Annotated in this window: 14 protein-coding genes; 6 read left to right on the forward strand and 8 right to left on the reverse strand. The window is 39.6% G+C overall.

Annotated features, from left to right (window positions below):
* Positions 1 to 11 precede the first annotated feature (11 nt).
* A complete protein-coding gene (locus B4B65_RS10710) occupies positions 12 to 1250 on the reverse strand; it encodes an efflux RND transporter periplasmic adaptor subunit (protein ID WP_293915629.1) in 1239 nt (412 codons plus the stop codon).
* A 162-nt stretch (positions 1251 to 1412) separates the two neighbouring features.
* On the opposite strand from B4B65_RS10710, the gene B4B65_RS10715 reads away from it, so the two are divergent.
* From B4B65_RS10715 to B4B65_RS10730, 4 genes are all read left to right on the forward strand, one after another.
* Positions 1413 to 2762, forward strand: a complete 1350-nt coding sequence (locus B4B65_RS10715; protein WP_293915630.1) for a sigma-54-dependent transcriptional regulator — start codon at positions 1413 to 1415, stop codon at positions 2760 to 2762.
* The gene (locus tag B4B65_RS10720) at positions 2759 to 4096 is read left to right on the forward strand and encodes a sensor histidine kinase (RefSeq protein ID WP_293915631.1); all 1338 of its coding nucleotides are present in this window, start codon (positions 2759 to 2761) and stop codon (positions 4094 to 4096) included. The genes B4B65_RS10715 and B4B65_RS10720 overlap by 4 nt, the downstream gene beginning before the upstream one ends.
* 77 nt (positions 4097 to 4173) lie before the next feature.
* The gene (locus tag B4B65_RS10725; RefSeq protein WP_201679040.1) at positions 4174 to 4737 is read left to right on the forward strand and encodes a Crp/Fnr family transcriptional regulator; all 564 of its coding nucleotides are present in this window, start codon (positions 4174 to 4176) and stop codon (positions 4735 to 4737) included.
* Between the two features lie 80 nt (positions 4738 to 4817).
* A complete protein-coding gene (locus B4B65_RS10730; RefSeq protein ID WP_293915632.1) occupies positions 4818 to 5261 on the forward strand; it encodes an SRPBCC domain-containing protein in 444 nt (147 codons plus the stop codon).
* Between the two features lie 55 nt (positions 5262 to 5316).
* Here the strand turns inward: B4B65_RS10730 and B4B65_RS10735 are convergent, their stop codons facing one another.
* Entirely contained in the window at positions 5317 to 5643 is a 327-nt protein-coding gene (locus B4B65_RS10735; protein WP_037460037.1) for a HesB/IscA family protein, read from the reverse strand.
* An 86-nt stretch (positions 5644 to 5729) separates the two neighbouring features.
* Entirely contained in the window at positions 5730 to 6908 is a 1179-nt protein-coding gene (locus B4B65_RS10740; protein ID WP_293915633.1) for a cysteine desulfurase family protein, read from the reverse strand.
* 109 nt (positions 6909 to 7017) lie between these two features.
* On the opposite strand from B4B65_RS10740, the gene B4B65_RS10745 reads away from it, so the two are divergent.
* Positions 7018 to 7887 carry a mechanosensitive ion channel family protein gene (locus tag B4B65_RS10745; protein WP_236582097.1) on the forward strand — a complete coding sequence of 290 codons (870 nt, stop codon included), beginning with the start codon at positions 7018 to 7020 and terminating at the stop codon, positions 7885 to 7887.
* Here B4B65_RS10745 and B4B65_RS10750 read toward each other — a convergent pair.
* Positions 7865 to 8011, reverse strand: coding sequence for a hypothetical protein (locus B4B65_RS10750; RefSeq protein WP_002995760.1), 147 nt, complete (start codon positions 8009 to 8011; stop codon positions 7865 to 7867). The two genes, B4B65_RS10745 and B4B65_RS10750, sit on opposite strands and share 23 nt — an antisense overlap.
* Before the next feature lie 110 nt (positions 8012 to 8121).
* Between B4B65_RS10750 and B4B65_RS10755 the strand changes: the two genes are divergently transcribed.
* Positions 8122 to 9336 carry an NAD(P)/FAD-dependent oxidoreductase gene (locus B4B65_RS10755; protein WP_293915634.1) on the forward strand — a complete coding sequence of 405 codons (1215 nt, stop codon included), beginning with the start codon at positions 8122 to 8124 and terminating at the stop codon, positions 9334 to 9336.
* 38 nt (positions 9337 to 9374) lie between these two features.
* On the opposite strand, the gene B4B65_RS10760 is transcribed toward B4B65_RS10755, so the two are convergent.
* From B4B65_RS10760 to B4B65_RS10775, 4 genes are read right to left on the reverse strand one after another with little or no spacing between them, the layout of a single operon-like run.
* Positions 9375 to 10292 (reverse strand): glycerophosphodiester phosphodiesterase family protein, encoded by a 918-nt coding sequence (locus tag B4B65_RS10760; RefSeq protein WP_293915635.1) that lies wholly within the window; start codon positions 10290 to 10292, stop codon positions 9375 to 9377.
* Positions 10293 to 10323: 31 nt separating this feature from the next.
* Positions 10324 to 11049 carry an MIP/aquaporin family protein gene (locus B4B65_RS10765; RefSeq protein ID WP_201679046.1) on the reverse strand — a complete coding sequence of 242 codons (726 nt, stop codon included), beginning with the start codon at positions 11047 to 11049 and terminating at the stop codon, positions 10324 to 10326.
* 33 nt (positions 11050 to 11082) lie between these two features.
* A complete protein-coding gene (glpK, locus tag B4B65_RS10770; RefSeq protein ID WP_293915636.1) occupies positions 11083 to 12582 on the reverse strand; it encodes a glycerol kinase GlpK in 1500 nt (499 codons plus the stop codon).
* 25 nt (positions 12583 to 12607) lie between these two features.
* Positions 12608 to 14176 carry a glycerol-3-phosphate dehydrogenase/oxidase gene (locus B4B65_RS10775; RefSeq protein ID WP_293915637.1) on the reverse strand — a complete coding sequence of 523 codons (1569 nt, stop codon included), beginning with the start codon at positions 14174 to 14176 and terminating at the stop codon, positions 12608 to 12610.
* Positions 14177 to 14254: the final 78 nt, after the last annotated feature.

A 14254-nucleotide genomic window follows, 5' to 3' on the forward strand; every position in this document is an offset into this window, starting at 1 on the left:
GTTGATATGTATTAATTTAGATTTAATTGTTGTATATTTTTATAATCATCATAGCCAGAGGTAATGATTCGGTCACCCTCTTTGAGCCCGGAGATAACTTCATAATAATAAGGATTCTCTCTTCCTAGTTCTATCGGACGTCTGGTTGCTTTATTTCCCTCTACGACAAATATCCATTTCCCCTGACTGACATTATTAAAAGTGCCTTTAGGAATGACAAGTTTTTTTTCTTTTCCGGACAATATAAGCTTGACACCGAAGGACAATCCCTGCTGAAGTCCATCGGGCTGTTTATCTGTAAAGTCCAGTTCTAATTTAAACTGACCATACTTGACTTCCGGAAGAATCTTTGAAACGCGTACCGGAATAGATTTTCCTTTCATCTCGATATTTCCGGTCTGACCTGAATTGATTTTTTCCAGATAGAATTCGTCAATCATAGCCGTGAGTTTATATCCTTTCATAACATCTACTTTACCTATACTTGTACCTGCCTGATAAGTCTGGCCGAGTACAGCATCGAAAGAACTGAGACGGCCGCTAACAGGGGCTAAGACCAGAAAATTCTTCTTATTTTGTCTTAGGGTTTCTAAACTCTTGTGCATGGCCTGTAAAGCCTGATTGATCTGAGCGATTTGCAACTGATTAATTTCTTTTTCTCTGGATATATTTTTTTGAATCAGATTTTTTCGTTCTTCCTGATATCTGTGTTTCTCCTGTGTTTGTTCCCATTCGTTTTTTGCTAATACTTTATTTGAATAAAGCTTCTGATTCATATCATATTGCAGTTTGGTATCATTATAATCATGATCAATAGTGATAAGTTCTTTCGAAAGCTCCAGTTCCTGATTTCGCAATGATAGCTTTTGTACATTGAGATTATTCATTTGTTCAATAATAGCGGTCTCCTGCGACAGAAAATTGAATTCTGTATTCGGGTTGTACAGTCTCGCCAATGGCATCCCCTGAGTTACCATCGCACCGTTTTCTATGTATAACTCCTGTACAGCTCCTCCCTCAACAATGTTGATTAACATCGCGTGTAGTGGATCCACCTGCGCCTGAAATACAACAAAGTCTTCAAAACTATCGTACTTAACTGCTTTTATCTGTATTTCATCCTTTTTTATATTCAAAGATGAAGGCCGTGTAGCGAGGTAGATACCGATAGCGATAATCACTAAAAAACCTAAAATTGATAGGGCAATGTATTGTTTTTTTCTATTTTTACGAGGGATTGCTATATCCATTATTCTTGAATTATGTAGTTGTTAATGCTGCAATAATATCTGTGCCATCTGCTTGTTTTAAATGTAATTAGTTGATTATCAGTTGTAATTTTTAATGTTATAGGTTTGAGTGTTCGGTTTTGGACACTTGTTTGTCCGGTAGTGAACAATTAGCTGTGTGAAATGAAAAAAGTTGAAGCTTCTGTTTTAGTGGTTGATGATCAGGAGGAGGTATTGATCGCCTCCAGACTGTTACTGAAACGATATTTTGAAAAGGTAAATGTATTGTCTGATCCCAGGCAGTTACTGGATAAAATCCGGGACTGTGAAGCCGATGTCGTCTTGCTGGATATGAACTACCGAATGGGGTATGAAAACGGAAGAGAAGGAATCTACAGGCTAAAAGAAGTTCAGGAACATTTCCCGCAAGTCAGAATCATACTTATGACTTCCTTTGCCAATGTGGAAACAGCTGTAGAGGGTATTAAGTTGGGAGCGATAGATTATGTGCTGAAGCCATGGGATAATGAAAAGCTGATAGATATAGTGAAATCTGCTGTACAACAGCTGCGTAAAGCTAAAAAGATTGCTGCTCCGTCAGCACCAGTATTTTTTCAAGGGAATTCACCTGAGATTCTAAAAGTATATCAAATGGCAGAACGGGTTGCAAAGACAGATGCTACCGTACTGATACAGGGAGAGAACGGAACAGGAAAGTATGTATTGGCGGAGTATATTCATAAACAATCTGCCAGAAGAGATCATCCTTTTGTACATGTGGATCTGGGTTCGTTGAATGAAAATCTGTTTGAAAGTGAATTGTTCGGTTATGCAAAGGGAGCATTTACTGATGCAGGTAAGGATACGGCCGGTAGATTTGAACAAGCCGATGGTGGCACTGTCTTTCTGGATGAGATTGGTAATATTCCGCTGCATCTGCAGTCAAAATTATTGCAGGTCATACAAAGTAAAAGTGTAACCAGATTAGGGGAATCCAAAGTAAGACAGCTGGATGTGCGCATTATCACTGCAACTAATATCGACCTGGAATCGGCAGTAAAGGAAAAAGTTTTTCGGGAAGATCTGTATTATCGTATACATACCGTATCGCTGTATCTGCCGGCATTACGGGAACGGAGCGAAGATATACCGTATATGCTGCAGTTCTTTTTGAAGCATATGAGCGAAAAATATGATATGGAGATGTTGCATATCGGGGACACTACGCTGAGACAATTGGAACAATATGAATGGAGGGGTAATATACGGGAACTTCAGAATCGGATAGAGCGTGCGGTGATATTAGCAGATCAGCAGGAGCTTACTCTTGAACATATGGGATTTGAAGGAGCACTGGCTTTAGTGAAAAGTAAAGAAGAAACGACAATAAGCGATGTCGAGCGTAATCTGATAATTGACAGCTTACACAAATACGCAGGCAATATCAGTAAAGCTGCTCATGAACTCGGCGTCTCGAGAGGAGCCTTGTATCGTAAATTAGAAAAATATAGTATCCCAAATCCAAATGTATGAGTACGAATAAGCTGGTTATCGGGATAGTGATCCGTACATTCATATTAGCCATACTCATTGCCGTAGCTATATATTGCGGTCTCCATAGTCTGTGGTATGTACTGGCAAGTATAGTTATATTTTTACTGATTCTTGTTTTTGAGACCCGGGTTTTTATCAAACGCTATTACAGTAAGTTTGATAGTATTGTACAAGCCATGTTGTATGATGATTACACTTTGAGTTTTGAAGAACAAAAGGAAAATGTAGTGCTGAATCAGCTTATCCAATTGTATGAGAAGAATAAAAAGGCCTCATTTGATCTTCATTCACAGGCATTTATTTATGAGCATTTACTTAATAGTCTGGAGTCAGGGGTTTTGATTTTGAAGAAAAGTAAAGACAGTTGGACGGTACTGAATATGAATGAATACCTGCGCAAGTATTTTGGTATACCCGGGATTACATACTGGCATCAGTTTAAATCTTTTGTACCCCAATTTTATGAGGCGATAGAAGATAAGAAATTTGCAGAATATAAGTCTACTATAGATATTCAGATCAATAAAGAAGAAAAGCAGACTTTCGTTATTCAGACATCGGCGAGCAAAGTAGCTGATCAGCAATATTACATCATTTTACTGGATTCTATACAGCGTGTCATAGATTCTACAGAAAATGAAGCCTGGTTGTCTATTATGAAAGTGATAGCACATGAATTGATGAATTCACTGACTCCGATACATTCGCTGGCTGGAAACGTCAGTGAGATCCTGGAACAGGAATCTCTTAGTGTAGAAGATAAAGAAGATGTACAGATGAGTGTGGATACCATTCTCAACAGGAGCTATCATCTGCAAAAATTTGTGGAACGCTACAGACGTCTGACTATGTTACCTACACCTCAACCTGAATGGATAGCTGTAGATACGCTGATACGGAATTGCCTGCGAGGATATATGGGAATACTACAGCAGAAGGGAATCAATTTGCATTATGAAGACGGTCACGATATCCGCATATTTGCAGATGCAATTCAAATGGAGCAGGTAATGATCAATCTCTTTACGAATAGCATGTATGCAGTAGAAAGTCATGATATTAAGGATATATGGGTACGGGTTTACAGTTTGAATACACGTACTTATATAGAATTTTCGGATTCCGGCAGAATAATAGATCCTGAAATTGTGCCCCGCATATTTCTGCCCTTTTATACAACCCGAAAAGATGGAGGAGGTATAGGACTCACATTATCCAAAAGTATTGTCGAAGCCCATGGAGGATATTTGTTTTATCAGGTCAAGGCTGATCGTAATACATTTGTCCTTGCTTTGCCTTTAACAGAGAAATAAATTTAACAAAGTCACAAAAGTAATGTGTACATTGAAATAGAAATTTTTCCAAAGAATTTTTAGCATAAAGCAATTAAATGGCCGTATTAGCACAGCATATAAAGTCTTATTTTGGCATCGTATCGGATGTTGAAATCGAAAAAATAAGTACTCTTTTTCAAAAAGAACGCTTAAGGAAGGATGATTTTTTTGTCCAGAAAGGACAGCGGGTAAATAAGCTCTCTTTTATTGAGTCAGGTATGCTGCGGATCTTTGTTCATACCGACAAAAAAGAAGTTACACAATGGATTTCAACCGCTGGTTCTTTTGTAACAGATCTGACAGGGTTTATGTATGATGATGTTTCCCGGTGGAATATTCAGGCTCTTTCAGACACGGTGCTGTACTCCATAAGCAAAGAAGATTATAAAAAAGCCGGCACTATGCTTTCCAAATGGAATGAATTTGAAAAAACGTTTATAGTGAAATGTTTTACAAAGATGGAAGAAAGAATATTCTGCCATTTGTCTATGAGTAGTGAAGAGCGTTATCATTATTTCTTCGAGCACAACAAAGAGCTTTTTAATCAGGTTCCATTGCAGTATATCGCATCCATGTTAGGAATGACGCCAGAAACATTCAGCCGCATTCGAAAAAAATAGGGATGACAAATTCTTGATTTTTATCAAGAGCAATCTGCTGTAGCTAACGGATCTTTGTTGTATTATTTGGAAATATAATCATGGCTAAAGAAATAATTACACATATTCGTATACAGGCCACACCACTAAAGATCTGGTCCGTTTTTACGAATTTTGCACAGTATCCGGAGTGGAATCCTTTTATAAAATCGCTGGATGGTGACTTCCGGGTCGGGAAAAAAATACGTGTACACATACAACCGCCAAACTCCGGAAGTATGATCTTCAAACCTAAGGTTTTAGTTTATGAGGAAAACAAAAAGCTGAGTTGGATAGGCAGGCTTTTAATACCGGGATTATTCGATGGGGAGCATGCATTTGAACTGATTGACAATGGAGATGGTACGACCACCTTTGTACAAAGTGAGATTTTCAAAGGTTTACTTGTTCCGTTATTTCAAAAAACACTGGATAACAATACCAGACGAGGATTTGAACAAATGAATCTAAAGTTGAAAGAGATTTGCGAAAACGAAAATAAATAGCATAAAAAAGGTCTTCTTTAGCATAAAGAAGACCTTTTTATTATCTTTTGTTGTGTTATACGGAGAAACTTTCCCCACAGGCACAAGTCCTGCTGGCATTAGGATTATGAAATTCAAATCCTTTACCGTTTAGACCGTCTGAATAATCAAGTTCGGTACCAGCCAGATACAAATACGATTTAATATCCAGACAGATTTTTATCCCTTTATCTTCAGAGAACTGGTCTCCTTTTTTTTCTTCGTTATCAAAATCGAGTTTGTATGAAAGACCTGAGCAACCTCCACTCTCTACGGCAACCCTAACAAAATAACTATCGTCGTACTGTTCCGTCTTCATAATGGATTGGATACGTTCTTTCGCTTTATCTGTAATGGTGATCATGCTTTCCATGTTTTCTGCTTTTCTTACAAATTACGCTATTTTTTTGAAAATAAGCAATCTGTTGTCTGTTAGTATTTTGTCAAAAATCAATCCAAAAGTCCATCCTTGTACAGTTGCCATACAGGGGATTGCTCCCGGATCTGCCCTACCACAGTACGGAGTTTCGTAACCGTTTCTTTTATTTCCTCTTCGGTTGTAAATCTGCTCAGGCTAAATCGCAGGCTGCAAAAAGCTTCCTCATCGCTGCGATGCATAGCTTTGAGTACATGTGAAGGATCCCGGTCGCCTGATACACAGGCCGAGCCTGCAGATAGGGCGATATCATTAAGCCGGCTCATGATCTCAGTAGCTTTGGTATGCTTGAATGTAATATTAGAAGTATTGGCAATACGGGAGACTGCTGAAGCTATAACTTCCGTATCCGGTACTTCTTTAAGGATCGTACTCTCCAACAAATTTCTTAAGCCTGATATCTTTTGTTGATGCGTGAAATCAGAAACGGCCAGTTCGAGGGCTTTACCCATTCCAACGATCGCTGGAACATTATAGGTTCCGCCACGAAATCCATGTTCCTGTTTACCTCCGTGTATCAGCGTCTCTATTTGTGTTGGCTTCGATTTTCTGCGGATATATAAGGCGCCTACACCTTTGGGGCCATGAAACTTATGCGCACTGAAACAAAGAATGTCGATCATACTCTTTTCCAGATTAAGGGGCATTTTGCCTACGTACTGAGTCGCATCACAAAAAAACAATGTATTCTTCTCTTTGGTAATTGAGGCAATTTCATCTATGGGATGAATAACACCACTTTCATTATTCGCAGCCATTAAAGCTACTAAAATGGTATCCGGCCGGATCAGATCTCTCAATACAGGTATATCAATCATACCATTGCTGTCTGTAGGGACAAATGTTATCTCTGCACCCTTTTTCTGCAGATATTCACAGCATGTCAGCACCGCTTTATGTTCGGTAGCTGAAGTAATAATATGCTTTCCTTTGCCTGAGTAGAGTGAAAATACACCTTTTATAACGGTATTGATGGCTTCTGTAGCCCCTGAATTGAAGAAAATTTCCTTCTCACTGGCATGAAGACTATTCGCTATCTGCTGTCTGGCTTTTACTACTGCTGCAGAAGCAATCCTGCCTGATTTATGCTGTATACTCGATGCATTTCCGTAGGATTCTGTGAGGTAGGGCATCATTTCATCCAATACATCCGGGTGGAGTGCTGTAGTAGCATTATTATCTAAATAAATCATAGAAATGAATGTTAAAGACTCTTAAAAATTAAAGAAAATACAGTGCAAAAAATCAATTCTTCCTACCTTTGGAATGAAAAATCAAATATATTCAAATTTTAACAATTGTATGGAAACAGTAAATATTAGCAGATTTGAAGGTGGATTAGAAAAACTGATAGATGTTGTCATTGTCAGTATACCAAGTATTGCGGTAGGTCTGGGAATATTATTCTTTGGCCGGTATCTGATCAAATTTCTGATCAATATCATGAACAAGCGTTTTGAAAGACGCAATATAGATGTATCTATACGGGCATTTATATCCAGCATGTTAAAATTTGTCCTGTATGCTTTGCTTATTCTTACTGCAGCCAGCACAATGGGTATTCAGACTACATCTTTTATCGCTGCATTATCCGCTTTTGGTCTGGCTGTAGGTATGGCACTGCAGGGAAGTCTTTCTAATTTTGCAGGAGGAGTATTGATCTTAATGTTCAGACCATTTGAAGTAGGAGATTATGTCTCCAGTGCCAATGGTTCTGCAGGTACTGTGGAGCGCATAGATTTGCTCTATACTACTTTAATCGGTGCCGATGGAATACGGATGTTTAGTCCGAATGGTACACTGGCCAATTCTGTGATAAAAAACTATACTAAGATTGTCAACAGAAGATTGGAATATGTGATCGGTATATCTTACGATGCAAATATTAAAACGGCTAAGGATATTATTCTGGAAGTACTCAAATCAGATGACCGTATTCTGGAAACGCCCGCTCCTGAGATCTTTGTGAGTGAGCTGGCTGACAGTTCTGTCAACCTCACTATTCGTGCATGGGCAAAGAAAGAAAATTTCTGGCCGGCAAATAATGAAAATCAGGAACTCATTAAGAATGCACTGGATAAACATGGAATCAGTATTCCTTTTCCACAGACGGAGCTTCATATTGTAAATGATAAGCTGACGATGACGACTAATCCAAAGCGCGAGTCGTAATAAAATAGCGATAAGCTAAAATAGCTTGTTGAAATTTGGTCAACTTGGTTGGATCTTTCTTACTCAATTTTGGAAGAATCACCTTATTGATCTTTGCCAATAGTCTGAAAATAGATTTACGCATAAGTACAAAAGTATATATCAGGACCGTATTACAGACGGTCCTTTTTTATTTAAAAGGATTCTACGAAACTTTTGTTTGCCGGTTTTGTTTTTTGATATAAATTATACTATATGGATTTATATTCTGGATTACCTTTTTGGATAATAAAAAATGCCCTTTATGATTACAATAAACCCCTTCAGGAAAACCTAAAAATAGATGTTGCTATTATTGGATCAGGAATTACAGGATCACTGGTCGCTCATGAATTGTGCGAGGCTGGGATTAAGTGTGCGATTTTTGATAAAAGAACCGTTGCTACGGGGAGTACAGCCGCCAGCACTGCGCAGTTGCAATATGAGATAGATGTGCCTTTGAGCCAAATGATCAAGGATGTAGGTGAAAAGAAAGCTGTACAGGCTTACCAATCCAGTTTGCAATCCATCACTGATCTGGAGAATGTTTTGCAACAGCTAAAGGTAAAAGCAGACTTCAAGCGGGTTTCTACCGTATTTCTGGCCAGTAACAGAAATGGCCGGAGAATGATTGGGGAGGAGTATGAAACCCGCAGTAAATATGGTTTGCCGGTATCTTATCTGGATGAAGAGCAGCTCATGAAGACATACGGAATAGATGGATTTGGAGCGCTTTATAATGATCAGTCTGCCCAGATGGATGCCTATGCAGCTGCGACTGGTATATTAAATTATCATTACAGCAAAAAAGAGCTGGATATCTATAGTCCGGTAGAGATTGTCCGGTATGAGGAGAAGAAGGGAGGGTATGACCTGAAAACTAAAGACGGATTTGTTATTTCCTGTAAATATGTAATTATTGCTGCGGGATTTGAGGCCGGTCAATTTTTACCAAAAGAGGTGATGCATCTTAACTCTACTTATGCATTAGTAACTAACCCTATTGAAGAAGAACAGTTCTGGAAGGAAAAGAGTCTGATATGGGAAACGAAGTCTCCCTATTTTTATATGCGGTCTACTGCAGACAACCGGATTATGATGGGAGGGGAGGATGAACCATTTCGTAATCCGAAGGTGCGGGATTTGTTGCTGCGTAAGAAAGTCCGGAAACTATCCTACAAACTAAAGAAAATGTTTCCTGAAATTAAGTTTGAAGTCAGCATGGCCTGGTGTGGTACATTTTCTTCGACGAAAGACGGATTACCTTTTATCGGAGCATGGCCGGGTAAGAAAAGGATGCTGTATGCATTAGGATACGGAGGTAATGGTATTACCTTCAGTATGATTGCTGCTCAGATTATCCGAAATACGTTAGAAGGGAAAAAAGATGACAGATCGGATACCTTTGGTTTTGAAAGACTCTCTGAATAAATAAAAAAGAAAAAGGAACACGAAGTTCCTTTTCTTTTTTAAAGTAAGTTTGGATAATCACTGATTATGCCGTCCACTTTTAATTTTTTCAGACGTTTGATCTCCTCCTTTGTATTAGCTGTCCAGGGAATCACCTTTATGCCTTTGGCATGGCAATCCGCAACAAATTCCTTTGTAACAAGGGAATAGTTCGGACTGATGATAAAAGGAGTAAAACCCAAATCGTTGATTAACTCATCAACAGACTGCTTGTTCTTGCCGTCTATCAGATAGGAAGATTTCAGTTGCGGATACATCTTATGGAGATATTGTATCGTACGTTTATCAAATGATTGGATAATCGTTCTGGAACCTATGCCTTTGTTCATAATTACTTCTACCATCAGATCCACAAAAGTAGAAGGTTGCGGATGCAGGATATTATCACCTTTTGGAGAGCTCTTGGTTTCGATATTATAAAACATCGGGCTTTTTCGGTGCAATTTAGCCTGGGCTTCTGCTGCATCTACAAGTTCGGATAGTAATGGAATATGCGTTTTCAATTTTAACTGATCCGGAAAATCGCTGTACGGTTTAGAACCTGTATCGTAGGTTTTGAGTTCGTTATAATCAAATTTAAAGATTTTCAGATCCTTTTTGTCAGCAGGGATATCTCTTCCATCTGCATAGCGGATATATTTGGGATTTAAATAGTCATCATGTGTAACAACTACTTTTTTGTCTGCCGTGATGTGACAATCCATCTCTAAAGTTGTAATATGAGGCATATTTTCAATGGTCATCTTCATCGCCTCAATGGTATTCTCCGGATATAAGCCCCTGCCACCTCTGTGTGCTTCTGCAGAGAAATCAGGAAATTTGTCGTTCACCAGTTGATTTTTTTTGTTTAACATACTACAAGATGAAAATCCTAAAGTTAAAGCCAGTCCACACAATGCAAAAGAATAAAATTTCATGTTCATCTATTTTATACAAAAATAGTCTTTCTTAATTTAATACTAAATAAAGCCCTACAGCGAGCAAACTGCCAATCACCGGGCCGATCACCGGTACCCAGGCATAACCTGCATCAAAGCCTGCTTTGTTTTTGATCGGAAGAAGAGCATGCATGATACGCGGGCCGAGGTCACGAGCCGGATTGATCGCATATCCGGTAGTACCGCCCAGTGCCAGACCGATGACCCAGACGACAAAGGCTACCGGCAATGCTCCGATAGAACCAAGTCCTACAGGGGAGTTATCTGGTAATTTAGCATCTGTAAAGTGAAAGATCGTAAATATCAGCACAAAAGTACCCACAATCTCGCTGATCAGATTGACCGGAATATTACGGATAGCAGGAGCTGTGCAAAATACAGCTTGTTTTGCTCCGGCATCTTCTGTCGCATCAAAATGGTCTTTGTACATCAGCCAGACCAGAAATGCTCCTGACATAGCTCCCGCAAACTGTGCTGCAATATATTCCATACCTGCAGCAAAAGTCATCTTTCCCAGAGCCATATTTGCTACAGTAACAGCAGGGCTAAGGTGTGCTCCGCTATAAGGACCGGCTATAACTACTCCACAAAAGACCGCCAGTCCCCATGCTGTAGTTATGACGATCCATCCTGAATTGTTTCCTTTTGTTTTGTTTAATACTACATTCGCCACAACGCCTCCTCCGAGAAGGATCAATACTGCTGTTCCTATAAGTTCAGCTACAAATGGTGTCATAATTTTATATGATTTGGTTTATAAAGGTTATCATTATTTGTTTTCCGCCCAATAGACCGTTGCATTTACAGCACGGTGCCATTCCTCAAGTAGCTCTTTGGTTTTAGTTTTCTTATTGGGCTCAAACTTTTTGTTTTCTTTCCATTGTTTTGAGATTTCTTCAATGTCTTTCCAGAATCCCACAGCAAGACCCGCCAGATAAGCGGCTCCCAATGCCGTTGTTTCCGTAATTTCAGGGCGTACCGTAGTCGAACTTAGAATGTCAGATTGAAATTGCATCAGCAGATTATTTTGCGTAGCACCTCCGTCAACACGTAACTCTTTGATCTTTAAACCTGCATCTGATTCCATAGCTCGTAAAATATCTACGGTCTGAAAAGCAATGCTTTCTAACGCTGCTCTGGCAATATGGGCTGCATTTGCTCCTCTCGAAAGCCCGACAATAGTTCCTCTTGCATCAGGATTCCATATAGGTGCACCCAGGCCTGCAAATGCAGGTACTAAATATACCCCATTAGAATCTTCAACAGAGGCAGCAAGCTTTTCTACATCAGCAGATTTTTTGATAATACCCAGTTCGTCACGCAGCCACTGCACAATCGCACCGCCTATGAAAATACTTCCTTCCAATGCGTAAGTTACTTCTTTTCCAATCTGCCATGCGACTGTAGTAACCAGCTTATTCTTCGAAATAACAGGCTTCTTGCCAATATTCATCAGCATAAAGCAGCCTGTACCATATGTGTTTTTCACCATACCTTTGGCTGTACACATCTGTCCAAACAATGCCGCCTGCTGATCACCTGCAATACCTGCGATAGGGATTTGATGAGAGAGTATTTCATTAGAAGTTTCGGCATAGATTTCAGAAGAGCTTTTAACTTCCGGAAGAATAGACTTCGGAATATCAAAAATGTCCAGTAATTCATCATCCCATGCCATCGTCTGAATATTGAAGATCATCGTCCGGGAAGCATTGGTAACATCCGTAACATGTGTTTCTCCGTTGGTAAGATTCCAGATCAGCCAGGTATCAATTGTCCCAAACGCAAGTTCACCTTTTTCTGCTTTTTTGCGGGCACCTTTTACATTATCCAGTATCCAGTTGATCTTTGAAGCTGAAAAATAAGCATCGATCAGTAAGCCGGTTTTTTTCTGGATCAGCGGTCCATGTCCTTTATCACTGATAGAACGGCAATATTCTGCTGTTCTTCTGTCTTGCCATACAATAGCATTATAGATAGGAACCCCCGTTTTTCTATCCCATATTACTGTTGTTTCACGCTGATTAGTGATTCCGATTCCTTTTATTTTTGAAGAATTGATCTTCGATTTGGTAAGGGCCTCTGTAAGTACTGAAAACTGTGTAGACCAGATGTCCTGAGGATCATGTTCTACCCATCCTGATTGCGGGTAATGTTGTTTAAATTCTCGCTGAGCTACACCTTCAATCTCCCCCGATTGATTAAAAATGATAGCTCTGGAACTGGTTGTTCCCTGATCTAATGCAACGATGTATTCCTTATTTTGCATGGTTTATTATGGTTATATGTACAATTTAATTTATAATATAGTTTTTCACTAACTGTCTGTAATTTTCAAGCTGCTCATTGATCCAAAGCTCATCTTTTCCGAGCGTTTGGGCCATCAATTTAGCAACTTGAGGAGCCATATCCAAAGATGCTTTTGCATCGAGAAATAATATCCGCATACGTCTGGCCAGTACATCTTCTACATTCCTTGCCATTTCATGACGTACAGCCCATACCACCTCCGCTGCAATATGTTCAAATTTGGGGTGCAAAACAGCTGCCAGTTCCGGAGAACTTGCTGCCAAAGCACGTATACCCTCTGCGTCGCTGCCATAAAATTTCCAGTGACCCTGTTCTTCATTTTGAGCATAGCCATGTATTTTCAGGGTTTTTGTCATACAGACTTTTGGTTCTAAAGCAGCGACTTTGATCGCAAGATTGATGGTTTCTTCTGCCATTTTACGATAGGTAGTCCATTTTCCTCCTGTAATAGTGACCAGTCCCGAAGCATTACTGATGAGTTTATGATCCCGGGATATTTCTTTTGTACTATTGACATCGTCACCCTGTGGAGCGGCCAAAGGTCTCAATCCGGCAAATACACTTAATATATCCGAGCGGGTAGGAGCATGCTCCATGTAATTGTAAGCCGTATCTAATATAAACTTAATCTCTTCTTCCAAAGGGCGTGGTTCGATCTGATGCTGATCCAAAGGCGTATCCGTAGTTCCCAGTAGTACATGTCCATGCCAGGGCACGCCAAATAATACACGGCCATCGCTCGTTTCGGGAATCATGAGTGCATCCGATTTACCGAGAAACTTTTTATCAACGACAATATGTGTTCCCTGGCTGGGTCTGACCAGATTTTTGTGTTTTGGCTCTTCCAGTTTCAGGATATCATCGACGAATATTCCGGTTGCATTTATAATGGATTTTGCCTGAATAGTATGCGACTGCCCAGTTTCCTGATCGACAAACGTCAATCCGCTTACTTTCCCGGTCTCATTTTTATCAATATGGATCACATCAGCATAGTTGATGATCGTAGCGCCGTACTCGGCTGCCGTTTGCCCCAGATTGAGGGCAAGACGTGCATCGTCAAACTGACCGTCAAAATATTGTATTCCACCCTGAAGTGCAGAAGCTTTGACAGTAGGTAATTTAGAGAGCACTTCGGTTTTATTCAGATATACAGACTTCCCTATACGCAGGCTGCCTGCCATCCAGTCGTATAGTTTTAAACCAATCAGGTATTTTAATTTACTAAACCACGAATAGCAAGGAATAATAAAACTTTGTATTCGGGCTACATGTGGGGCATTTCTAAAAATAAGCCCTCTTTCGTGCAGGGCCGAATAAACCAATTTGACATCACCGTTAGCCAGATAGCGTACGCCTCCATGCACCAATTTAGTACTGCGGCTGGACGTGGCTTTCGCAAAATCATATTTTTCTAATAAGATTGTTTTATAACCTCTGGAGGCTGCATCTGCTGCAATCCCCAGACCGGTAGCTCCGCCACCGATAATGGCAATATCCCATTGTTGGGTTTGATAAAGGTTGTTTATGCCTTCATTTCTGTCAAATTTCATATAGAATTGATTTTACAATATATAACAGTTGTTATGATCTCCTGTTTGTACGATCCTGAAACAAACATAATAAATAAT

It is taken from the genome of Sphingobacterium sp. UBA5789, assembly GCF_002418355.1.
Lineage (GTDB): Bacteria > Bacteroidota > Bacteroidia > Sphingobacteriales > Sphingobacteriaceae > Sphingobacterium.